Below are 22,324 nucleotides of genomic sequence, written 5' to 3' on the forward strand. Positions count from 1 at the left end.
CATATCAACGACATCCCGATCGCCCCCTCAAAGCACAACCCCGAGATTTCGCGCAGGCTGGAAGGGATAGTGCTCAAGGCGATGAACAAGGACCCGCTCAAGCGTTACCGGGACGCAGCGGAGCTGCTGGCGGATATCGATTCGCTGCTTGGCGGCGAGAGCGAAGATGAACAGAGCGCTCAGCCTCCCGTTCGCATCAGTGTCAATCCTTATCTCAACCGCAACATGATCCGGGACAGGAAGTTTTTTTATGGCCGGCGCAAGGAAGTAACGACGATTTATTCCAGGATCGGGGCGGCGCGCCCGCAGTCGGTCTCGATAGTCGGCGAGCGGCGGATCGGCAAAAGCAGTTTGCTGCATTTCATCAACGATCCGGGAAACCGGCTGAGCTACCTCGATGAATCTGCCGGCTATATCTTCCTGTTCCTCGATTTCCAGGAGAAACGCCGGGGCACTGTCGACGAGTTTTTCGGCTCCCTGCTCGAACTGCTGGCCCAGGAAGCGGACGACAAGCTGGAAGAGCTTCCGGAAGCCGGCTACGATGGTTTCAAGCAGGCCTGCGAGCAGATCGACGAGGAAGGCCTCAAGCTGATCCTGCTGTTCGACGAGTTCGAGGCGATAACGAAAAACCGCAATTTCGAGCCGGAGTTTTTCGCTTTCCTCCGTTCGCTGGCCAATAACTACAACGTGGCCTATGTCACCAGTTCCGTCAAAAATCTTCAGGAAATGTGCCACAACCGTGAAATCAGCGACTCGCCGTTCTTTAATATCTTCTCCAACCTGAATCTCGGCGCTTTCAGTCTTCAGGAAGCGAAAAAATTCGTGGCCGAACCCAGCCGGGCCTGCGGCAATCCTCTGGAGGAGCATTTCGAGACCATTGTCGAACTGGGCGGCTATTTTCCGTTTTACATGGCGATCGCCTGTTCCAGCCTGTTCGACTTCGATTTCGAGCATGCCGACCCGCGCAAAACAGTCCTGGAAAATGTGGAGGAGCAGTTTCTCGAGGAAGCAGGGATGCATTTCCAGTTCATTATCGACAGCCTGGGGCCGGATGAACTGAAAGTCTGCCGCAAGCTGACCGAGGGTGTCCAGCTGGACTCGATAGACCACTTCGTGATCAAGGGCCTGCTCCGCCGCGGTTACCTTATTCCCGGCGACAGCGACCGCGAGTACAGGCTGTTCAGCCGCACGTTCGAGCGGATGCTGGGAGATGAATTGCTGAAGCGGGAAAGCTCTTAAAGCAAAACTTGATGGACGGCCGGTTAAAAAGTTGAATTTAAGTGATATAACCCTTGACTGCGCGCTTGATCCTTGATATGCTGAAATTAAGTTGACCAGCCCGGCCAAGCCCCCCCTGCCCGTCAGCCCGGCCGCAGCCGCCGGAAGTCAGTGAACCTGTATGATTTTTTTGCTGTATTCCCCGCTGGTTGTATATTATTCTTTAAGTTTGTTACTATTACCGCAGAATCTTACTCAAAGCCACTCAGCGCACCGGGACCGGCATGTCGGAGATACTTGACAACCTCGGCGGAATCATGACCGCCCTGATCGACATACTGCTGGTCGCGACGTTTATCTATTATGTCCTCTACCCGCTCAAGGGCACGCGCAGCGCCAGAATCGCAATCGGGATCGTGTTCCTGATCCTGCTCTATTATATCTCGAACCGTTTCCAGCTCCAGACCATGGCCTGGCTTCTGCAGAACTTCATGGGATATATCGTCCTGGTGGTGATCGTGATTTTCCAGGCGGATATCCGTAAGGCGCTGGCCACGTTCGGGCGCAACCCGTTTTTCGACTTTTTCCATCTCGGCAAACATGATATCGGCTACCTGGTGGAGCTCCAGCGGGCGGTTAACCTGATGGCCCAGCGTAATATCGGCGCCCTGATCGTTATCGAGCGGGAGTTGGAACTCAAGAACCTCGTGGACATCGGCTCCCGTCTGGACGCAGAGGTGCGCAGCGAACTGCTGCTCTCGCTGTTCAACACGCGCAGCCCGCTTCACGACGGGGCCGTAATAATTTCCGGCAACCGGATCGCCAATGCCGGCGCTATTCTGCCGTTGACCAGCCGCACGGATATCAGCAAGGAATACGGCACTCGTCACCGCGCCGCTATCGGTCTCAGCGAGGAGTGCGACGCCGTGGTCGTGGTGGTCAGCGAGGAGCGCGGAACGGTGTCGATCGCCCTGGACGGACAGATCAGCAAGCTCGATACCGCCCTGGAGCTGGAGAGAAGGCTTAAACCGCTGTTGAAATATTGAGCGTGAGTTTTTCGGAGTCTCGATGAACCTGACCCGCAACCTGTCGTTGAAAATGATCAGCCTGCTGATCGCTGTGTTCCTCTGGCTGACTGTGACCAGCAAGGAATACCGTTACGGCGATTTCACCATCCCGCTGGAGCTGAACGGCCTGCCGAAAAACCTGGTGGTCACCAGCACGTCGTTTGACGGCCAGGAGGTGAACAATGTCACCGCGCGGGTGCGGGCCAGTGAAACCCTGATCCTCTCCCTGGGCGAGCGCTCGATGTTCCTGAGCGTGGATATCTCCGGAATGGGCGTGGGCAGCCACCCGGTGCAGCTTACCGAGCAGATGGTGATGGGCCGGCCGCCGGGGGCGGAAATTACTGTAATCCCGCGGGCGGTCGAGATCGATATCGAACAGTTGATGATTCGTCACGATGTGGTAGTCAACGCCGAAATACTGGGCAAACCCGCCGAGAACTACGATATCACCTCGATCCGCTCCGATCCGTCTATCGTCAGGGTCAGCGGTCCCGGCAGCATTGTCGAGGAGATCGACATGGTCAGGACCCAGCAGATCAATGTCGACCGGTTGACAGAGATTACGCTCGACCGCCAGGTCCGTCTGATGCCGCCCAATCCGGCGGTGAACCTCTTTCCGGAAACTGTCAACCTGCGGATCAGGATCGAGGAAAAAAGCATCTCGCGCAAGTTCGAGCAGGTGGAGATTAAGATCCGGGGGGCCGAATTCCAGACCAGGATCAACCCGTCGCGGCTCGACGTCTGGGTCCAGGGGCCGATCTCGCAGATCAAGGACCTGACTGTCGAGGACCTGGCCGCCTATGTCCTGCTCGATGGCGACGAGGCGCGGGGCGAGAATATCCGCATGGACCCGCAACTGGACGTCAGCTCCGGAGATTCAGTCTCCAGAGTCATGCTGGAGCGGTTTTCCCAGAGCTATGTCGACGTACTGGTAACCTCGAAACCACTGGAATGATCCCCCCGCGGCTGATTCCTCAGCCGGCGGGGCAACCGCTCACCCTGTGATCAGATCTCCTCCCCATGCATCTGCGCGCAAGGACACTCCTGTTTCTGATTGCCGCCTGCATGTATTCGATCCTGCTGTTTATTATCGCCAACTACCTTCCCCTGATCACCAACGGGGCGGCGCAAATTCTGACCTGGGTTGTCTATGCCCGGATTGTGCGGGGCCTGGTCATTTTCCTGGCGGCGGTGCTCATCTATATCGTTTTCATCCGGTTCACCCTGATCCCCCGGCGTGGCCTGTTCCTGCTTCAACTGGTCCCGTTTATTGGAGTCACCGCCTGGTTCGTGAGCCGTCTGGGCGAAAGTGTCAACGAATATGTCCATTATCCGCAGTACGCCGCCTGCGTTCTTGTCTGGTTCGCCGCACTGACCCGCCTGCGTTGTGAAACCGGGCATTCGGGAGGATTTGCGGCCCGGCTGATCGGCAAAGCAGGTCCGCTGGGCGGAGCGCTGGCAATCTCTGTCCTGCTGGGATTTGCCGAGGAAGGCTACCAGTATTTCGCACCACGCAGAACGTTCGACGTTCAGGATATCCTGCTCAATGTGATGGGCGTCTGGCTCGGCGCGATTATTATCTGGACCACCAGGGACAGGCGTGAAGACTGACCCGTGCGCACGCAGGCCAGAATGTTGCCACCGCGCCCGCCAGTGCCTAAATTCAGCGGTGACCGGCGGCCTGGTCCGGCAGAATCATCATTGAACCGCAACCGCGGGAGCAGAAATGAAAACTTTTTTTGCAGTCCTGGCACTTTGCCTGCTGGGCGTCAACCTGAGGGCGGGGGGAAAGGACTCGATCGAGGCGGAACTCAAATTCCTGGACCTTCCCACTTTCCGTACCGGCGAGTCCGGTCCGCTGTGGGGCCGGGTGGTGCTGACTTACAAATCCGACAGGTTGGAACCGCTCAAGGCCCGCGTATCGCTGAAAATTGGTGCCGGGGCAAGCTGGCAGGAAGGCGAATGGATCGACGCCTGGCCCGGTATCCCCTCATCGCTGCCCGTTGCGATCACCCTGGACAGTCCGGAGGCGGAAAACCGGGTCCACACGGCCAGGCTGAGAGTGGAACTCGGCGACAAGGTGGTCCTCTCGCGCCTGGTCGACCTGTTTGTCCGCGAACACGGGATGTTTTTCCGCAGCTACCGCAGCAGGCTCGATGACTCTGTCTATCCCTACGCGCTCTACCTTCCCCAGGGCTACGACTCCCCCGGGCGCTCATGGCCTCTGGTGGTGAGCCTGCACGGTGCTTATTCCAACTACGCCAACAATCTCAAGCGCCTGTTCGGAATCGGCAACCGGCCGGGTGAGTCCGATGAACTCGCCCTGCGCTCGTTTCCCACCATGCCCGTACTGCCCCCGGTGGCCGGGATCGTGGTCTGCCCCTGGGGCCGGGGCACGATGAGCTACCACGGACCAGGCGAGCGGGACGTGCTCGACGTGCTGGAGATTGTCCGCGAGCAGTACGCAGTCGATCCCGGACGGATCGGCCTGACCGGCTTGTCGATGGGCGGTAACGGGACCTGGGAGATGGCCCTGCGCCACCCGGGAATTTTCTCCGCGGCCGTACCGGTCTGTCCGCCGGCGGACATGAACCTTTCGGACTTCTATGTCGACGTACTCAGCCCTCAGGCCGGCAAATTTCCGTTTATCGAGCAGATTTTCGAGCAGAACCAGATAGCCAACTGGGCGCTGAACGCCAAGGCGTTTCCGATCCATATCTACCACGGCACCGATGACCCGGTGGTGCCGATCCATCATTCCCACGAGATGGTGAAAGCCCTGGCCGAACAAGGAATCGAGGCCCCTCTGTCAACCTTCGACAATGTGGGCCACAACGCCTGGGACCCGGCCTACGAGAACGGCGAAACCCTGCGCCGCCTGATGGGCGCCGTGCGCGAGACTCCGGCCCGCGTGATAGAATTCACCACCTGCCGCTACCAGCACGCCCGCTACCAGTGGCTGGAAATCACCAGGTTCGAGACATATGGCGACTATGCGGTGATCAACGCCATCTGGAATCCCGATAACAAAAAAATCACACTGCAGAAAACAACGAATGTGGCAGCGCTGGATATCTATCCCGACGACCTGGGTCTGGAATCTGGAGACAAGCTGACAGTCGGGTTCAGCGGCGGTAACAGTATCGGTCTGACAGTGAAAGACAGCAGCCCGCTTGCCCTGACAGTGTCATGCGACAAGATTCGCCAGGGCGGTGTTAACAAAGCGAATATCAAGCGCAAGGGAGTGGAGGGACCGATCTGGGAGGCGCTCTCCGATCGGGTGCTGCTGGTGTTCGGCACCGGGCCGGGCGGCGAGGAAACTTTACGCCGGACACTGCGGTTTGTCGACTGGGGCGACCTTCCCGATACCCATTTCATTATCCGCCCCGATACGGAAGTCAGCAATAAGGATATGATTGAGAGCCACCTGGTACTGTTCGGCGACGAGCGCTCCAACAAGCTTATTGCCCGGATCAACGCCAAAGCCCCTGTACGTTTCGACGGAGACAAGGTCGTGGCCGGCAAGCACAGCTACCCCCGTGATGAAATCTCGTTCAAGTGCGTGTTCCCCAACCCGCTCGAGCCGGGCCGCCTGGTGATGGTCAACTACGCAGAGGAGTGGGACTACAGCAAGCTCTGGTCGTTCCAGGGAGTGTTCAAGACACTGCCGGACTACATGATCTACCGCCGCGGCGGCACGCGGCCGTTTTCCACCGAGATGCTGGCCGCCGGTTTTTTCGCCGAGAACTGGGACTGGCAGGACTGAGGCCATGAGTTCACCGGGACTGCTGTTCTTCCCCAAATACCGCACAGCGCTGGCCACCTGGCGCCGGACCTCGCTGGGCAAGGCGCTCCCGCTGGCGGTAATCACCCTGCTGTTCTGGGCTCTGACCTACGGGGTGTTCCACCGGATGCTGGTCTATTTCCGCTCCACCGAGGATATCGGCGCCCTGCTGACAGTGAAGCTGGTGTCGATGACCCTGATCAGCTTCCTGTTGATCCTGGTGGTCAGCAACCTGATCTCGGCGTTCAATACGTTCTTTTTCAGCGAGGACCTCTACCTGCTGATCTCAAGCCCGGTCTCCCTGCACCGGATCTACCTGGCCCGGTTCTTCGAGACAATGGTGCATGCGAGCTGGATGGTGCTGCTGATGGCCGTGCCGATATTCGCCGCGCTGGGCCGCGTGTTCGACGCGGGCTGGGAGTTCTACGCCGGTTCGCTGCTGATCGTGCTGCCCCTGGCGATGGTGCCCACGGCGGCCGGGGTGATTGTCGCCATGCTGCTGGTCAACATTTTCGTGGCCCGCCGCACCCGCGATATCCTCTCTTTCCTCTCGATCGCCGTGCTGGGCGGGATGCTGATCGCGTTCCGCTTCCTCAACCCCGAAAAAGCCCTGATCCGCCACGAAATGGACAGCGTGGTCTCATTTTTCAGCTTGCTGCGAAGCCCGGACAGCCCGCTTTCGCCCCATTACTGGGCCGGACGGGTTCTGCTGGACCTGCTGGGTCTTCGCGGCGAGGGCGGAGTCTTTTTCGGCCTGATGCTGGCCGCATCGGCCCTGGGCTTGCTCAGTATCGGCTACTACGTCACTCTGCTCTGTTACCACCGCGGATTCAGCAGAGCCCAGGAAGCAGAGACGCACAGGATCTCGGGCCGCGGCTGGATCGACCGCCTGCTGTCCCTCTACCTCCGGCCCCTGCCGGGCCAGTCCCGCGAACTGGTGATCAAGGACCTCAAGACCTTCGCCCGCGACAAAAGCCAGTGGAGCCAGTTGTTCCTGCTGGGCGGGATGATCGCCGTGTACCTTTACAATTTCTCGGTCCTGCCGCTCGAGCGCAGCCCGATACCCCGCTATTTCCTGGAAGTCGTGCTCAATTTCCTCAACCTGGGTCTGGCCGGGTTCGTGATCGCCAGTATTGCCACCAGGTTCGTGTTTCCGGGAGTCAGCCTGGAGGGCAACAGTTTCTGGCTGCTCAAGAGCGCCCCGGTGGCACTGAAACGGTTCCTGTGGGCCAAGATGTTTGTGCTAACTGTCCCGCTGGTTGTCCTGGGCCAGTTCCTGGTCTTTGTCAGCAGCCGGATTCTTGGTTCTGACAACGGAGTCACCGCGGTCGCCTGTGTCGTGGTGCTGACCCTGACCCTGGCAGTAGTGGCGCTGGGTACGGGCATGGGCGCGGTTTTCCCCCGCTTCGAGGTCGAGAACCCGGCCCAGATCAGCACCGGAATCGGCGGGGTGCTGTACATGATCGCCTCGCTGGCCGTGATCGGCGCCACGCTGGCCCTGCTGGTCCGTCCGGTCCACCATCTGTTGATGGCCGAAATCAGGGAAACAACCCTTACAGCCGGACAGTGGACTGAGGTTCTCGGCTTCTGCGCGCTGATCGCAATCCTGCACCTGCTGGTGGTCAAGTTCAGCATGGACCGCGGTGTTCGCGCCCTGCACCGGATGGAGATTTAACACTCTTCCGCCAGTTGTACCATGGGATTGAGAGCAATGCCCGGGCGGGCGGCGCCTGTGCATCCGCACAGGCGTGCCTGACGGCACGCGCGGACTATCGTACGCGCGCCGCCCGCCGATGGCTTGGACTATAAAAAATCGGATTTATCATCTCATTGGTAGCCAACGGAGAACCGAAATGACCGAGCTTGATAACATGCTGGCCGTACTCGCTGGTGAACGTCCGGGCCGTTTCCCTTACACTCCGATGGGCCACTGGAACCGTCACGCCATACGCAAGCTCCTGCCCGCAGACTGCTATCACGACCATATCTACTGCCTGCCTGAGGATAGCTGGGAACAGTCCGACCGCGGCAGTTCCAGCCGCGAGGCGTCGGTGAACTACGCCCGCTTCATGGGAGTCAGCACACTGGGCGTGGGCAAGGGCGGGGCGATGCCGTTCGGCCATGGCGGCCCGGCGGAGATTATCGGTGAACTGGAAGTTCGTGAAGCCGACGGCCGCGAGATTTATCGGTTCGAGGGCGGAAGCCGCCGTCTGGTGCGTTACGACCCCTACTCGGTCCGGTACGGTCTCACCTTCCCGATTCGCACTCACGGGGACCTCGATGTCCTTGAGCTGCCCGACCCGCACGATCCGCAGCGCTGGGTTGACGTGGAGGGCGATGTGGCCGCGTTCGAGGCTGCGGGGGTGATGCCGGCGGCCAAGATCATGGGCTTTTTCAGCGGTATCCACAACAACTTCTACGATTTCGAACCGCTGCTGCTCGACTTTTTCGACAACCCGGAATTCGTCCAGCGGCTCACGGACACGCTGGCCGAATGGAGTCTGGCCTGTGCGGAGGAAGCCCTGCGCCGCGGGGTGAAATTGATCGAGGTCTGCGACGATCTCGGCACTCCCGAGGGCATGCTGATCAGCCCGGAGCAGTTCGACCGCTTCTATCTCGCTCATTACCGCAGTCTTGTCGAATTGTGCCACAGCCACGGTGCGTTCGTCCATATGCACAGCCACGGCAATATCGTGCCGATCCTGCCGCAGCTGATCGAGGCCGGCGTGGATATACTCAACCCGTTCGACCCCCATGAGGTGCCGGACCTCGACGAGTTGGTGGAGCGTTTCGGCGGCGAGGTGGTCCTCTGCGGGTTTATTCCCAGCGACTATTACCTGCTGGAGCGCGATGAGGATATCGAGGCCCTGTTCGCCCGGGCGGCGTCACTGGGCAGACGCTGCAAGCGGGGCTATATCCTGATGGAGCACGGGTATCCGGAGGATCTCACGCCCCAGCGCTTCCGGCTGATTCTGGACCTGGTGGAAAAATACCGCCGCCTGAACTGACTTTGTCCTCACCCTGCGTCCACGCACTGATTTAGTGAGTGTTGGACCCGGAAAAGCTGACGGGGTTCGAGGCCGGAGCTGACTGGCGGAGCAGACATCTCAGTTTTTCGGCTACCGGCTACTGGAACCGGATCAGCGGGGCAATCGTCAACGAGATGTGCGAGCTGCTCGACGGCGGCGGGTCTGTCGAGAACCTGGATGCGGCCGCGCGGGGAGGCTGACCAACGTGATAATCGAGGCGGCCTGCCGCAGCAGCCGGGATAACGTTACCGTGGAAGTTGACACCTCAGAGGGGAGACTGAGCAATGAGACGCAAGGAATTTTTCACCACCGCGGCGGCCGGGCTGACTGCGGCTGCCGCGGCGGACGGCGCAGCCAACGAAAGCGAGGGGCCGGTGCACATCGTCAGCCTGAGTTTCGATGACGGGTTCCGCAAATCGTTCACCCGCACGGCGGAGATCTACGAGAAGTTCGGGCTCAGCGCCTGTTTCAACATTGTCGCCTCGGGCTCCGACCCGGACACCGAGTTCAGCGACTCCTACGCGACCAAACACCCGATCGGCGGCTGGGAGCTGTGGAACGAGCTGGCCGACCGCGGCCACGAAATCATGCCCCACGGCTGGCGGCACGCCCACCTTCCCGACATGCCGCTGACCGAGGCCCAGGGCCTGGTCCGCCGCTGCCTGGACCGGTTCAGCGAGAAACTGCGCGGGTTCGACGCAAAAAAAAGCGTGTTCAATTTCCCCTACAACCAGAGTTCGCCGGAACTGGAAGCCTGGCTGCCCGAGGTGGTGCTGGCGTTCCGCACCTCCGGCGGCGGGATCAATGCCCTGCCGGGTAAAGACACCGTGAAGATAACCACCGAGGGCTACGGGCCGGACAACTCCGAGGAGCACCTGGACAGGCGGCTGGCCGAGTTCACCGCCGGGCCGAGTGGCTGGTTCGTGTATAACCTGCATGGCCTGGACGAGGAAGGCTGGGGGCCGATCCGGGCCAGTTACCTGGAAAAACTGCTGGCCCGGCCGCTGGATCAGCCGACCGTGCGGATGGTACCGGTGGGGCGGGTGCTGATGCAGAGCTAAGGGATAAGGCACTTTGTTGTCTGTAAGTTGTGATGTTTTTGTTCCGAGCGATGTACGCAGGGGCGACGCATGCGTCGCCCCTACTTTTCCTATCAATTAAGTTCTTCTCAAGCTGAACACTCAATCCCGCCCCATCAGCCGCAGGACCTCCAGCAGATCGAAAATGTCCACGTCGCCGTCGGAGTCCACGTCGTGGGTGGCCGCCGCCTCCGGGTCGCCGAGGGCGCCCAGCACCTCGAGCACGTCGAAAATGCTCACCCGCCAGTCACCGTCCAGATCGCCGGGCTTGTTCAGCGCCACCGTGAGCGTGTATGAATCCAGCGGCGCTCCCGCGGGCAGGCTGTAACTCTCCTCCCCGTCACCGCTGACGAAGAAGTAGTAGAGGATCGTGCTGTTCAGCGGCTGGGCGGGCAGGCTGCCCACGTAGCGGCCGTCAACCAGCACGCACTCCACCCCGCCGCTGAAAGTCTCGCCGTCCAGGCTGTAGACGATCTCCACCAGCGGGTTGTCGATCACGGGGTTCAGCTCCACCCACAGCTCGTATGTGCCGGTCGTTTCCGTGAATGTCTCGTCGCCGATCGAGTTTTTGAACACGGACAGGGTCGCGGCCGAGCCGCTCAGCGCCACCGTCAGGCTGGTATCCGCGCCGGTGACTGTCACGGTCCCGTCGTAACTGCCGTCGGCCGTGGGCGCGAACGTGACTGTCACTTCCTGGCTGTCTCCCGGAGCGACCGCGGCCGCCGAGGGCGAGACCGAGAACGCCGGGGAGCCGCTGAGGGAAATCGAGGCGCTCAGCTCGGCGTCACCGTTGTTGTAGAGCGAGAACGCCCTGCTTGACGATGAGCCGGTGTTCACCGCGCCGAAGTCGATCTCCGCGGCCGACAGCGCCGGCAGGGGCGCGGCCTGCGGATTGAACGTGCGCACCCGCGCGCGGATATTGATATCCCCGCCCGCATCGCTGGTGCTGATCCCGTCGTAGAAAAACACGCCGTCACTCGATGTATACGAGCGGCCGGAGTGCTCGCCGTAATGGTCGTAGGAGACGGAATACGCCTGGTTGTAGATCAGCAGGCTGACAAAGAAATCCTGGCCCGCGCCGAGTTGTACCGGTTCCGGGAGTTGAATGGTGTGCCAGCCGCTGGTTTCGATAGAATCGTCATAGACGGCCAGCAGCCCGGAGGGCGTCCAGCCGTTGAACAACGGCGAGGTCAGCGAGGAGTAGATTTCCACCGTGTAGGTGTTGTCGTCTTCCCGGAAGCCGATATCCAGGGCCTCCAGAGAGCCGGAATCCCCGGCGGTGAACAGCACGCCTGCCCAGTAGTCCTCGCCCGTGCCCGGCCCCCAGCCCCAGCCGGAAATCCCCTGCTCGTCGTAAGCGATCCCGTAGCCCTGCTCGACAGCCGGACGGAAATAAGCGCTCATAGTTTCGCCGGGATCGCTGATATTCTCGATAGACACGCCCGTGGAGTTGCCTTCATAGTCACGGCTTGAGGGCGTGCTGTTGCCGTTGAACGTACGGTTTCCCGAACTGCCGGGCCAGGGGTCGCCGTCATCGCCAGGGTTGACGTTGTCGTCCATATCGGTAAACCCGTCGGCCGCCTCGATATCCACCAGCTTGAAAGACTCATCGTCGTTGTTGACTCCGCTGCTGAAGCGCGCCTCGCCGTACCAGCGGATCTCGTCCACGTGGTAGATCAACAGTCCCGGCCCCTCAATAAACTCGTCGAACCCAACCTGCTGGCGGTTTTCGACCAGGAAATAGCTGCTCAGCCGGTGGTCGTCGGCCCAAAGCCGGTAAACATTATCGGCAGTCTCCGCCTGGGTGATGGAGTACTGCCCCTCCTGCTCGACCGTGACCGGGGTCACCCAGCCCATGATCAGCTTGCACCAGGCGGACATGTGCGTGGGGCTAGCCGCATGCTCCCCGTCGCCGCCGTAACTGCCGCCGGCCATCAGGCACCAGTTGCCCAGCCCTTCCGAGTCATCGAAATCAGGCCCTTCCAAATCGCCGGTGCGGTCGTAGAGGTCGGGCAGGCCCAGGACGTGGCCGAATTCGTGGGCGAAAACGCCGATCGGCTGGATTTCTCTCACCCCTCCGCTGCGGCCGTAGATTTCCGGGGCAATCGCCCAGGCGTTGACTTTGATAAATCCGCCGTTGTACGAGATATCGTTGGTGGTGAACTCATTGCTGCCCAGGGTGCTCGAGGCAGGCCAGAGGTTGTCCGGGTCGCCGTAAGTAGTCTGGTTGGAACCCAGGCCGGGGTAGACCACATAGACCCCGTCCACATAGCCGTCGTCGTCACCGGAATTGGGGTTTCCGTCCGGCCCGTCGTTGTCGTACAGGCTGAAATCGACGCTGTCATCGGCGGCGGCCACGGCATCGCGGACAAAGCCGGAGCGGTTGGTGGGGAAATCGGAACCCTGGCCGTTATCGCCGCCGTCGTAGTAGGACTGGGGGTTATCCAGATCGAACCAGCCGTACACCTTGCCGGTCAGCCGGAACTGGCCGTAGGAGATTTCGTCGTAGTAATCCGAGAGTGACCCTGTTGGATTTTCGCCAAACAACAGAGCGGTAAACTCCGCCGCGTTGTGGGTAACCGAGGCGTCGCTGTAGCGGCCGAGAATCACCGGCAGGACAAACTGGGCCTGGTCCAGCGCGGCCAGAGTGGTACGTCCGGCGGCGATCTGTTCGCGAATGAGCCGCCGCTGCCCCATCCGCTGTACCCAGCCGGGGTCGCCGTAACGGACACTGTCGCGGCCGGAGAGGATCTCGTCCCAGAACCCGGCGGGGAAACCGCCGCTTTCCGGCGGAGTGATGGCCATCAGGGGTACGTTCGCCAGCATAACCAGCAGAATCATTATCAGTTTGACCGGACGAGCCATCCACCAACCCTCGCTTCCATGGATAAATATGACAGAACAGATCGAGTATGCTAATTGCCCACCAGCCGATGGGCGAGCTGGTTCAGGTATTCCTCGATCGCGGTGTAGCCCGAGGGCCTCTGTTTGTTATAATCGAAGGGGTCTTCCGCATCCAGGCCGTTCAACTTCTCCCATTCATCTGGCATCCCGTCGTTGTCGGTATCCGGCGGTTTCGTAGCCGCTATCAGCCCGGCCATCAGATCCGGTATATTGCGGCGGCCCCAGCTTCCGGTCCCTGCTTTTACATCCTCGATCACCTCGCGGGTAAGGATATCGCGCGGAAAGCAGCCGGCGCGCGCCAGCACCAGCTCATAGGCTTCCCGTGGATCGTGAGTGGTGATCCCGGGTGTGGGCGACGGCCTCTCCGCCTTGTCGCCTTTTGCCGCGTAATAGGCCAGGCCGGGGTGCTTGTCCTTTTCGGCCCACGGGTCCTGGATCATACCCGTGCCCTCGATCCAGTTATCGCGAAGGTAGTAGTGTCCGCCGTCGCGGAAGCAGAACGGGAAAATTTGCGGATCGCTGGGGCCGCGCTTGTAGTAGTTGCCGATGATATTGAACGCGATTGCGTTGGTGGCGTTATCGTGCAGGAAACCATCTCGGAAATTATAGACCACGTTGTTGATCACATCGGCCGGGCCATTGGCCACTGCCGGGTTGCGGCGCTTGTGATGGGCGAACAGGTTGTGGTGGACCGAAATCCGGTGCCCGTTGGGGCCCTGGATCAATCCGTAGTTGTGCACGCCCTCCTCGTGGCCGGTGGTGTCGCCCTCGTCCACCGTGCACCACTGGACCGTGACATCGCTGGCGGTGAACACGTCGATAGTCTCATCACTGCCCCAGGCGATACTGAGATGGTCCAGCATCACCCGGCGGGCATGGGAAATCCTGATCCCGTCACCGCTCTGGTTAAGTTTTTCGTTGGGGTCGGGGCGGATACGCAGGAAACGGATCACCACGTCCTCGATCTTGCGGCCGCGCGGCACGTGGTCGGTGGCGATCAGTCCCTTGATCGTGATTCCAGCTCCCGGCGCGCTCTGACCGGCAATCGTCACCTGCCCGTAGTCCAGATAGACAGTGCCGGGGATCACGCCGCTGGTGTCGAACACGACAATGCGGGGACCCGGAGTGCTGAGCGCGGCCTGAAGGCTGCCAGGGCCATCGGTGTTGAGATTGGTGACATGGATCACTTTCCCGCCGCGGCCGCCGGGGGTCGTGCCGGCGAAACCCTCCGCGCCGGGGAACGCGGGGATTTCGGCTGAAGCAGCCTCTGGCGCTATCCCGACCAGCAAGGTAAAAACAGAACCAATCACGAAAGCCTTTTGCGAGGTCACTCCCTGAGCTGCCCTTCTCCGGTGACCACCCATTTGTAGGTGGTCAGTTCCACGAGACCCATCGGGCCGCGGGCGTGGAGCTTGTCGGTGGAGATACCGATTTCAGCGCCGAGGCCGTACTGGGCGCCATCGCTGAACCGCGTGCTGGTATTGACCATCACCGAGCTGCTGTCCACCCTGCAGACAAATTTTTTCGCAGTGTCCTTATTGCGGGTAATAATGGCGTCGGTGTGGTGCGAGCCGTATTTCTCGATATGCTCCACCGCCGCGTCCAGCCCATCGACAACCCTGACACTCAGAATCATGTCCAGGTACTCGGTGCGCCAGTCCTGCTCGGTGGCTGAGCCGGCAGAGGGCACCAGCGCACGGGTACGCTCGCAGCCGCGAAGTTCCACGCCCGCTTCCTCCATGCGCCCGGCAAGGCCGGGGAGAAACCGGTCGGCCACCGCGCTGTCCACCAGCAGGGTCTCCATCGCGTTGCAGACGCCGGGGCGCTGGACCTTGGCGTTGAACGCCACCTCGGCGGCCATCTCCAGGTCGGCTTCGCCGTCCACGTACACGTGGCAGATCCCGTTGTAATGCTTGATCACCGGAATCGTGCTGTTTTCCACCACCCGGCGGATAAGCGCCTCGCCGCCGCGGGGGATAATCAGGTCGATATATTTGTCCGCTCTCAGCATCTCGCCCACGGCCTGGCGGTCAACAGTGGGAACGAGCTGGACAGTGGCCGCCGGCAGGCCGGCGGACTCGACAGCCGCACTCATCACGCGGGCCAGGACCAGGTTGCTGTTGATCGCCTCGCTTCCCCCGCGCAGGATCACGGCGTTACCGCTCTTGAGTGTCAGCGCGCCGGCGTCGACAGTCACGTTGGGCCGCGATTCGTAGATAATCCCGATAACCCCGATCGGAACCCGCATCCGGCAGATCCGCAGGCCGTTGGGACGGTCCCGGCTGTCGAACGTACCGCCGACCGGATCGGGCAGGCCGATCACCTCGCGCACCCCGTCGATCATCGAGTCGATCCGCTTGTCGCTCAGAGCCAGCCTGTCCAGCATCGCCCCTGTCAGCCCGTTCTCGCGCCCAGCGGCCAGGTCTTTTTCGTTCTCGGCCTGGATTTCCGCCCGGTTTTCCTCCAGCGCCACGGCCACCGCCTCAAGCGCCCTGTTCTTCTCGCCGGTCGATGCCACTACCAGCCGCGCGGCGGCCTCCCGTCCCGCCTGTCCCATCCGCTCTACCAGTTGCATGATCTCGCTCATCGATTCTCCCGGTTCGCTGCCGCAGATACTTTAAAGTATTTATTACCTATGAATTACTCCGCGGCAGAGCCGCTAGGTATCTGAGTTAAATCTGCCTGAATCCCATATTCAACCCGTCGAGGAAACTTGAAGTATTTTTCAAATGTTTCTTTCTGCTTTTGTTTCGGCAAAAGCAGCAAAACCATTGGGGGTGAGCGAACTCGCATTTACTCAATCTCTTCAGCGACCAGTGAGTGTAATAGGTAAAAAACTCCGCTCCTCCGTGCAAGGCACGCTGAAAGCGAATCGCACTCCCGGCCCTGTCGCTCCTGCTACCTCCACTGGGATACGACTCTTCTTCACGCTTCCTTTTTGCCGGCTCAAACATGCGCGGCCCCCGGAAAAACCCTCCTCACCCGGAGTCTCAGGCAGTGTCCCAGCCAAAGGTTGGCTCTCCCCGTAGGGGCGAACCTCGTGTTCGCCCGGTGTCCGCCCGCGCGCAAGTACCTCCCCGCGGCAAGACGAGAGGAATGCTTTTCGAATAAATTATATTCCGCTCAGTTGCGCTTTTCCAGCAGGACCAGATTGTCCTTGTGGATCACTTCCTCCGGTCCGTCGTGGCCCAGCACTTCCTCGATCTGCGACGAGTGCAGGCCCTTGATCCTGCCCAGGTCCTCGGCGCTGTAGGAGGTAACCCCGCGCGCGAACGGCGCCTCGTCCGCTGCAATCGCGATATCGACCACGTCTCCGGACCCGAAAGAGCCCTCGATACCGGCGATCCCGCTGGAGAGCAGGCTCTTGCCGTTCTCGACCAAAGCCCTGCGGGCGCCCTTGTCCACCAGCAGGCGGCCGCGCGAGCGGCTGGTGAAGGCAATCCAGTGCTTGCGCCGCTGGAGTCCGCCCGCCCTGGGTACGAACAGCGTGCCCACGTCGCCTCCCTCGACAATCCCGACCAGGTCAGGGCGGATTCCGCCGGCAATGACGCACCACACGCCGGCCTTGCCAGCCAGGGAGGCCGCCTCGAGCTTACTGCGCATTCCGCCGATAGCCAATCCGCTCGACTTGCCGCTGGCCCCGCGAATCAAATCTCCGGTCACTTTCTCCACCACCGGGATTCTCGTCGCCGTCCGGTCTTTCTCCGGGTTGGCCGTGTAGAGACCGTCGGTGGCGGTGAGCAGCACCAGCAGGCCGGCGTCGATTATCCCCGCCACCTGCACGCTCAGGGCGTCGTTGTCTCCGTATTTCAGCTCCCGTACGGCCACGCTGTCGTTCTCGTTGACCACCGGCAGCACTCCCATGCGCAGGAGGCTCTCGAACGTGTTCTGCATGTTGACATAGCGGTAGCGGCTCTGAAGGTCCGCCGCGGTTACCAGCACCTGTCCCACCTGACGGCCGTGGGTGGCGAAAGCGTGCTCCCACATCTTCATCAACTGCACCTGGCCCACGGCTGCTACCGCCTGACGGTCCGGGATCAGCCGGGGATAGTTTTCCACGCCCAGCCTGCCCATCCCCGCGCCGACAGCTCCGCTGGAAACCAGCACCGTGGCGATTCCCTGGTTCTCCAGCTCGACAATCTGCACGGCCAGCAGGTCGATCCGCTCGCGGACAATCTGGTTGTCGATACCGGTCAGTACGCGGGTGCCGATTTTCACCACCACCCGCTCGATACCCTCGATTTTACGCCTGAGTTTCATTTGTACAAGTAATTTTCCGTCTGATAAAGTCAACCAATGAACTCCCCCCGCAACTGAAACACGAAGCAACCGATTAAATCCATCCGGGTACCATTATCACCAAGCTCGGGGAGTTGCAATATTTTTCGAACGCCTTGTTCTTTCTGCTAAAGATGCGAGGAATTCTTCAGGATTAAAACTGCCGGAAAATCAAGCCCCCAGGCAGTAGACCCGGCCATTCTCCGCGCCGACATATACCATGCCGCCCGCGATCGCCGGGCTGGAAATAATGTCGCAGCCGATCTCGAAACGCCAGGTCAGCCGGCCGGTTTCAAGCTCCAGGCCGTAAAGATAACCGTCCATGGAACCGAATACTACCGTTTTACCTGCTATCGCCGGGCTGGAATAGACAGCATCGTTGGTGCGGTAGCTCCACAACTGACGGCCGGTTTCGGCGTCAAGGCCGTAACAGCGTCCGTCCAGCGACCCGGCGGCCAATATTTTTCCGGCAAGCGCCGGAGTACAGCGGACCGGTCCCTCGGTACGGAACTGCCAGGCCAGCTTGCCTGTTTCCAGCTCGACGGCGTAGAGATGGTGGTCGTCCGAGCCGGTATAGACTATCTCTCCGCCAACGGCCGGAGAGCAGTTCAGCGGCCCCTGGGTCTTGAATCGCCAGCGGCATTGGCCGTCCGTGAGTTCAACGGCGTGAAGGTACCCGTCGCTGGCTCCTGTGCAGACAACGGCGCCGGCCAGTGTCGCGGCATAGCGCAGCTCCCCGTCGCAGTCGTGTTTCCAGAGCAGCGAGCCGTCTGTCCGGTCCAACGCGTAGAGGTGCCCATCGGATGAACCGATCAGCACCTTGTCGTCAACTTCCAGCGGGGAGGCAAACACCGGTCCCAGGGTTTGAAACGTCCAGTATGCGTTCCCGTCATCGGCGGCCAGCGCCCGCAGGCAACCGTCGCGGTTCGACCCGGCGAACACGGTGCTTTCGGCGGCGGACACCGACAGATCACCCTCATCGGAGGTCCGGGACACCCAGCGCAATTTACCGGACAGGCTGTCCACGGCGTAGAGGTTGCCGTCACGGGAGCCGCAGATACACAGACCATCGGCCACCACCGGGCTGGCGTAGAAAATCCGGTCGCCGGTTTCGAGCAGCCATTTAACCCTCTGCGGCTGATCGAGTTCATCGGCCACAAATCCCGTGCGGGATGGGTCGCGGTGAAACATCGGCCAGTCGGACACGACATGTCTCTCCTGTACAATGATATCCGGGAATTCGCCGGTTTCGCCGCGGAAGGACAGCTCAATTCAGGGGCCGAAGCGGCGGAAACTGCGAAAATCCTCGCCCATTACTTCGGAGATGTACTTCAGTACGGATACCGGCCAGACAAATTCGCTGGGAGCCACGATCAGCGCATTGTTTTCGTCATTCAACTCGCGGGAGCGATGACTGGTGATCCTGTCGAACAGGTTCTTCATCATGTCCAGGGATTCCAGCATATTACGCGGAATGTGCTGGCGCTCCACTCCCCGGCCGTCGAGCTTGAGATATGCGCTGCGAAAAACGATCGCCAGCTCGCGCAACTGCGGCGGGATACGGTCCTCATCGCCGTAAAACTCCCGCAGGTTAATCGAGGCATGTTCGTCGGCCGCGATAGTCAGGCGCGGAGATATCCTGACCGTGCCGTCCCAGCGGATTGTCTGCTCCCCTCCCTCGGCGCTGGGAGCCAGTACGAGGTAGTTCAGCAGGGTCTCATCGCTGCTCCGCAATGAGCTTCCCACCCGCAGGATTATGTCCGTTTCGCTGAAAACTTTCTGAACCATTTCCTGCCCGAATTCCATTGCATCCCTTTCTGAGTTGAATACCTCACCCGCAGAACCGTCCATTCAGACTGTAACATTAATACACAATGCGTCTTAATGCAAGCGCGGCAGGGAGTTGGAGGCGATTGACAGCGAAGACATGCGGTTCGACAGGTTCACCGGGTTTGCAAGCTAGATATCACACCCCCGGACTGGTATGCTAATTGCATTTATTCAGCACCGGAAACAACTCCCGCCCGCGGATTCATGGCCGGCGGGCAATTACACGGGATAAACCGGATGAGACCCCTGCGAATTTTCCGCTCATTAGAGCATTTTTTTCCCGTTCTGGGCCTGCTTGTGCTTTCCTGCGCCCCGGACAGCTTCGACTCCCTGCCGCTGAGCCCGCCGGCGGACAACGGGGGCGGCCAGGTGATCGTCAAGCCCGGCGGCCCGGCAGTGGAACTGGATATCAAGCTGGAGGTCAAGGAGGGAAAAGCCCGGGGTTTTCCGGACGGAACGATGCTTGCCGTTGTCAGGGACGGCGATACGAGCGACAGCACCAGCCTCTATATCGACGTCGAGATAACCAACGCGGGCGGCGACATGGTCTTCATGACCAGCGAGGTTGAAAACCTGGTATTAGCCGCGCGGGTTACGTTTGTCGACATCCCCTTCAAGAAAAACTTCAGTTACGGGAAACTCAAGCTGGTGATCGGCTGGACTGACGGCGGTCTTCAGGCAAGCGAGGTCCAGGAGTGGGAATTCGACACCGACAGTACGCTCACTTTCAGCATGCCGCTCACACGCGCCGACAGCTTCAAGGTTGCCGACAACGTGGCGGTCTACGGGGTCGAGCTGGCCGATGATCTCTTTATCCACGCCACCCGCGTGCAGCGGCTGGGCGGCAATGCTCCCGATCCCGAGGATCCTCCAGAGCTGGTTGGTTTCATCAAGCGGATCGATCGTGACGCCGACAGGCTGTATGTCTCCGGGGCCACGGTCGTGATTGCGGATTCCACGCTGATCCTCGATACGGACAGTGTCCAGATTACGCTCGATGACCTCCGGAACGGCTCCAACGAGCTGACAATCACCGGGCTGGCCTGGGGATTTTCGGATTTTATCGGCATGACCGCAAACGGCTGGGAATTCCGCCGGTTCACCGTCTATGTGGCTGAACCTGTCTCACCTTAACTTGTCCGTATCCCTGCAATCCTCCCAGGCTCCTTAAAAAGCTGCTTCCAGGCCTTGACAGCCACTAATTTTTTTTATAAAATAAGTCGTATTTTCCCCGGCTCAGAATGCTTGCAATCATCTATCGCATTGTTTTTCGGTGTGTTACAAGCTCATCAGCTTGGATTTACGAGTGATTCGCAGGAGGCTCCATGCAGCGCTACTCGTACCACAGCGATTCGCTGGACGATGATTACGACGATTTCGAGGAAGAAGAACTCGAAGACGATCTGCTCGAAGATGATATCGACTACGAAGACGAGGACGAGGAGGATTCCGACGACGATCAGTATCTGGAACCGCTGGCGGAAGAAGAGAACGAACACGACGACTACGGCTGAGCGGGGTATTGAGTGTCGAGCCCCCGCCACGGCGCAGATATCCCTTTCCGGCAACCCAGTTGCGGCCTGATACGCCAGATACCGGCGGGGCAAGCCTCGCTTGCCCGTTCAACCGGCGTTAATCTTGACATATCTCCCGAAAAATCTTAATTTTGTGCCCGTCATGCGTTGACCTTTGCCGGCCGGCAAAGTTTAACATCCCGGCGGTTGTCTGAGCGGTCCGGTCTGCCGACCAGCCGCCAGAATAGTTTCCATCTTTTACCGGACACTTCGGTTACTTCCGCGTTGATCACGCAGCAATTCCGCTGGCCGGCTGGTTTGGACAGCGGTTTTTTTGTATGTAAACCGGCGATTAAACGCTGAAGTGGAGATTAAATGCAAGCCTTTGAATACATTGACGGAGAGCTTTACTGCGAGCAGGTGCCGCTGAGCAGGATTGCCGAGGAGGCCGGCACGCCGTGTTACGTATACAGCAGCCGGGCTCTGCTCGATTCCTACGAGAGTTACGACCGCGCGTTCGCCGGGGTCGATCACCTGATATGTTTCGCACTCAAGAGTAACGCCAATCTGGCCGTGGTCCACCTGATGGCCGGACAGGGCGCGGGCACGGACATAGTCAGCCGCGGCGAGCTTTTCCGCTCGCTCAGGGCCGGTGTCCCGGGCGAACGGATAGTTTACAGCGGCGTGGGCAAAACCGAAGATGAGGTCCGCTACGCGCTGGAAAACGGTATCTACTGCTTCAACGTCGAAAGCCTGCCCGAACTGGAAATGATCGACCGGGTGGCGGGCTCGATGGACCTGATCGCGCCGGTGAGCCTGCGGATCAACCCCGATGTGGAAAGCGACACCCACGAGTACACGACCACCGGCAAGAAGGAAAACAAGTTCGGCATTCCCTACGACGAGGCCCTGGCAAGTTATCGCAGGGCGGCAGCCTACGATAACCTCCGCGTGATCGGAATCGATACCCATATCGGGTCACAGATCCTCAGAACGGAGCCGTTCGTGGCGGCCTGCGAAAAAATCGCGCGCCTCTACCGTGAGCTTCAAAGCGTGGGGTTCGAGCTGGAGTTCTGCGATATCGGCGGCGGGCTGGGTATCAGTTATCGCGATGAGGTTCCCCCCACCCCGCAGCAGTTCGCCGAGGCCGTGCTGCCGGTAATCGAACCGCTGGGCTGCAAGGTGGTGGTCGAGCCGGGCCGCTCGATCAGCGGGAACGCTGGTGCGTTGCTGACCCGCGTGATCCATTACAAGCAGACCGCAGGCAAGAATTTCGCCGTGGTCGACGCGGGGATGAACGACATCATCAGACCCAGCCTCTACAACGCTTACCACCGGATCGAGCCGGTGATCCGGACCAATGGACGTGGCGAAGTGACTATCGACGTTGTCGGTCCGATCTGCGAAAGCGGCGACTGGATCGCAAAAGACCGTCCGATGACTGAAATCAGGGCCGGCGAGCTGCTCTGCGTCTACGACGCCGGGGCGTATACCGCCACGATGGCCTCGAACTACAACAGCCGTCCGCGCGGAGCCGAAGTCCTTGTTGATGGCGACCGATGGCGGATCGTGCGCCGGGCGGAATCGCTGGAAGACCTGATCCGCGGAGAGGAACTCTAAG

The 22,324-nt window shown here is 60.4% G+C and carries 18 protein-coding genes and 1 pseudogene (1 of these 19 only partly in view); 13 read left to right on the forward strand and 6 right to left on the reverse strand.

Annotation, left to right across the window (positions count from 1 at the left end):
• The 10 genes and pseudogenes from FVQ81_02305 to FVQ81_02350 form a co-directional block, all read left to right on the forward strand.
• Window positions 1–70: pseudogene (locus FVQ81_02305) on the forward strand (protein kinase); it begins 815 nt to the left of the window's first position.
• Window positions 70–1,239: an ATP-binding protein gene (locus tag FVQ81_02310; protein MBW7995405.1), complete on the forward strand. Its 1,170-nt coding sequence runs from the start codon at window positions 70–72 to the stop codon at window positions 1,237–1,239. Before FVQ81_02305 ends, FVQ81_02310 begins: the two are co-directional and overlap by 1 nt.
• Window positions 1,240–1,502: 263 nt before the next feature.
• Window positions 1,503–2,264, forward strand: coding sequence for a TIGR00159 family protein (locus FVQ81_02315; protein ID MBW7995406.1), 762 nt, complete (start codon window positions 1,503–1,505; stop codon window positions 2,262–2,264).
• A gap of 22 nt (window positions 2,265–2,286) precedes the next feature.
• On the forward strand, window positions 2,287–3,240 hold the full coding sequence (locus tag FVQ81_02320) for a YbbR-like domain-containing protein (GenBank protein ID MBW7995407.1): 954 nt from the start codon (window positions 2,287–2,289) through the stop codon (window positions 3,238–3,240).
• A 65-nt stretch (window positions 3,241–3,305) separates the two neighbouring features.
• Window positions 3,306–3,896, forward strand: a complete 591-nt coding sequence (locus FVQ81_02325; GenBank protein MBW7995408.1) for a VanZ family protein — start codon at window positions 3,306–3,308, stop codon at window positions 3,894–3,896.
• A gap of 115 nt (window positions 3,897–4,011) precedes the next feature.
• The gene (locus FVQ81_02330) at window positions 4,012–6,051 is read left to right on the forward strand and encodes a prolyl oligopeptidase family serine peptidase (GenBank protein ID MBW7995409.1); all 2,040 of its coding nucleotides are present in this window, start codon (window positions 4,012–4,014) and stop codon (window positions 6,049–6,051) included.
• A 4-nt stretch (window positions 6,052–6,055) separates the two neighbouring features.
• On the forward strand, window positions 6,056–7,744 hold the full coding sequence (locus FVQ81_02335; GenBank protein ID MBW7995410.1) for a hypothetical protein: 1,689 nt from the start codon (window positions 6,056–6,058) through the stop codon (window positions 7,742–7,744).
• Window positions 7,745–7,862: 118 nt separating this feature from the next.
• On the forward strand, window positions 7,863–9,077 hold the full coding sequence (locus FVQ81_02340; protein ID MBW7995411.1) for a hypothetical protein: 1,215 nt from the start codon (window positions 7,863–7,865) through the stop codon (window positions 9,075–9,077).
• A 38-nt stretch (window positions 9,078–9,115) separates the two neighbouring features.
• On the forward strand, window positions 9,116–9,298 hold the full coding sequence (locus tag FVQ81_02345) for a TonB-dependent receptor (GenBank protein MBW7995412.1): 183 nt from the start codon (window positions 9,116–9,118) through the stop codon (window positions 9,296–9,298).
• A gap of 84 nt (window positions 9,299–9,382) precedes the next feature.
• Window positions 9,383–10,159 (forward strand): polysaccharide deacetylase family protein, encoded by a 777-nt coding sequence (locus tag FVQ81_02350; GenBank protein MBW7995413.1) that lies wholly within the window; start codon window positions 9,383–9,385, stop codon window positions 10,157–10,159.
• 120 nt (window positions 10,160–10,279) lie between these two features.
• Here the strand turns inward: FVQ81_02350 and FVQ81_02355 are convergent, their stop codons facing one another.
• From FVQ81_02355 to FVQ81_02380, 6 genes are all read right to left on the reverse strand, one after another.
• Complete coding sequence (locus FVQ81_02355; protein MBW7995414.1) at window positions 10,280–13,042, reverse strand: M6 family metalloprotease domain-containing protein; 2,763 nt, start codon at window positions 13,040–13,042, stop codon at window positions 10,280–10,282.
• A gap of 50 nt (window positions 13,043–13,092) precedes the next feature.
• The gene (locus tag FVQ81_02360; GenBank protein ID MBW7995415.1) at window positions 13,093–14,445 is read right to left on the reverse strand and encodes a pectate lyase precursor; all 1,353 of its coding nucleotides are present in this window, start codon (window positions 14,443–14,445) and stop codon (window positions 13,093–13,095) included.
• Complete coding sequence (locus FVQ81_02365) at window positions 14,409–15,668, reverse strand: glutamate-5-semialdehyde dehydrogenase (GenBank protein MBW7995416.1); 1,260 nt, start codon at window positions 15,666–15,668, stop codon at window positions 14,409–14,411. Before FVQ81_02365 ends, FVQ81_02360 begins: the two co-directional genes overlap by 37 nt.
• 536 nt (window positions 15,669–16,204) lie before the next feature.
• A complete protein-coding gene (proB, locus tag FVQ81_02370; GenBank protein ID MBW7995417.1) occupies window positions 16,205–17,341 on the reverse strand; it encodes a glutamate 5-kinase in 1,137 nt (378 codons plus the stop codon).
• A gap of 189 nt (window positions 17,342–17,530) precedes the next feature.
• A complete protein-coding gene (locus FVQ81_02375) occupies window positions 17,531–18,565 on the reverse strand; it encodes a PQQ-binding-like beta-propeller repeat protein (protein ID MBW7995418.1) in 1,035 nt (344 codons plus the stop codon).
• Between the two features lie 66 nt (window positions 18,566–18,631).
• Entirely contained in the window at window positions 18,632–19,147 is a 516-nt protein-coding gene (locus FVQ81_02380) for a hypothetical protein (protein ID MBW7995419.1), read from the reverse strand.
• Between the two features lie 279 nt (window positions 19,148–19,426).
• On the opposite strand from FVQ81_02380, the gene FVQ81_02385 reads away from it, so the two are divergent.
• The 3 genes from FVQ81_02385 (at window position 19,427) to lysA (ending at window position 22,323) form a co-directional block, all read left to right on the forward strand.
• Window positions 19,427–20,323: a hypothetical protein gene (locus FVQ81_02385; protein MBW7995420.1), complete on the forward strand. Its 897-nt coding sequence runs from the start codon at window positions 19,427–19,429 to the stop codon at window positions 20,321–20,323.
• 191 nt (window positions 20,324–20,514) lie between these two features.
• Window positions 20,515–20,703 (forward strand): hypothetical protein, encoded by a 189-nt coding sequence (locus FVQ81_02390; GenBank protein ID MBW7995421.1) that lies wholly within the window; start codon window positions 20,515–20,517, stop codon window positions 20,701–20,703.
• A gap of 375 nt (window positions 20,704–21,078) precedes the next feature.
• On the forward strand, window positions 21,079–22,323 hold the full coding sequence (lysA, locus tag FVQ81_02395) for a diaminopimelate decarboxylase (GenBank protein ID MBW7995422.1): 1,245 nt from the start codon (window positions 21,079–21,081) through the stop codon (window positions 22,321–22,323).
• The last annotated feature ends 1 nt before the right edge of the window (window position 22,324 follow it).

It is taken from the genome of Candidatus Glassbacteria bacterium (assembly GCA_019456185.1).
GTDB lineage: Bacteria > Gemmatimonadota > Glassbacteria > GWA2-58-10 > GWA2-58-10 > JAJRTS01.

What these genes read in the sequence shown, in the direction of transcription:
- FVQ81_02330 (MBW7995409.1), top strand. Translation starts at nt 4,012, where the DNA reads ATGAAAACTTTTTTTGCAGTCCTGGCACTTTGCCTGCTGGGCGTCAAC.
- FVQ81_02315 (MBW7995406.1), top strand. Translation starts at nt 1,503, where the DNA reads ATGTCGGAGATACTTGACAACCTCGGCGGAATCATGACCGCCCTGATC.
- FVQ81_02380 (MBW7995419.1), bottom strand. Translation starts at nt 19,147, where the DNA reads ATGGTTCAGAAAGTTTTCAGCGAAACGGACATAATCCTGCGGGTGGGA.
- FVQ81_02320 (MBW7995407.1), top strand. Translation starts at nt 2,287, where the DNA reads ATGAACCTGACCCGCAACCTGTCGTTGAAAATGATCAGCCTGCTGATC.
- FVQ81_02385 (MBW7995420.1), top strand. Translation starts at nt 19,427, where the DNA reads ATGAGACCCCTGCGAATTTTCCGCTCATTAGAGCATTTTTTTCCCGTT.
- lysA (MBW7995422.1), top strand. Translation starts at nt 21,079, where the DNA reads ATGCAAGCCTTTGAATACATTGACGGAGAGCTTTACTGCGAGCAGGTG.
- proB (MBW7995417.1), bottom strand. Translation starts at nt 17,341, where the DNA reads ATGAAACTCAGGCGTAAAATCGAGGGTATCGAGCGGGTGGTGGTGAAA.
- FVQ81_02335 (MBW7995410.1), top strand. Translation starts at nt 6,056, where the DNA reads ATGAGTTCACCGGGACTGCTGTTCTTCCCCAAATACCGCACAGCGCTG.
- FVQ81_02350 (MBW7995413.1), top strand. Translation starts at nt 9,383, where the DNA reads ATGAGACGCAAGGAATTTTTCACCACCGCGGCGGCCGGGCTGACTGCG.
- FVQ81_02365 (MBW7995416.1), bottom strand. Translation starts at nt 15,668, where the DNA reads ATGAGCGAGATCATGCAACTGGTAGAGCGGATGGGACAGGCGGGACGG.
- FVQ81_02325 (MBW7995408.1), top strand. Translation starts at nt 3,306, where the DNA reads ATGCATCTGCGCGCAAGGACACTCCTGTTTCTGATTGCCGCCTGCATG.
- FVQ81_02360 (MBW7995415.1), bottom strand. Translation starts at nt 14,445, where the DNA reads ATGGGTGGTCACCGGAGAAGGGCAGCTCAGGGAGTGACCTCGCAAAAG.
- FVQ81_02340 (MBW7995411.1), top strand. Translation starts at nt 7,863, where the DNA reads ATGGCTTGGACTATAAAAAATCGGATTTATCATCTCATTGGTAGCCAA.
- FVQ81_02355 (MBW7995414.1), bottom strand. Translation starts at nt 13,042, where the DNA reads ATGGCTCGTCCGGTCAAACTGATAATGATTCTGCTGGTTATGCTGGCG.
- FVQ81_02390 (MBW7995421.1), top strand. Translation starts at nt 20,515, where the DNA reads ATGCAGCGCTACTCGTACCACAGCGATTCGCTGGACGATGATTACGAC.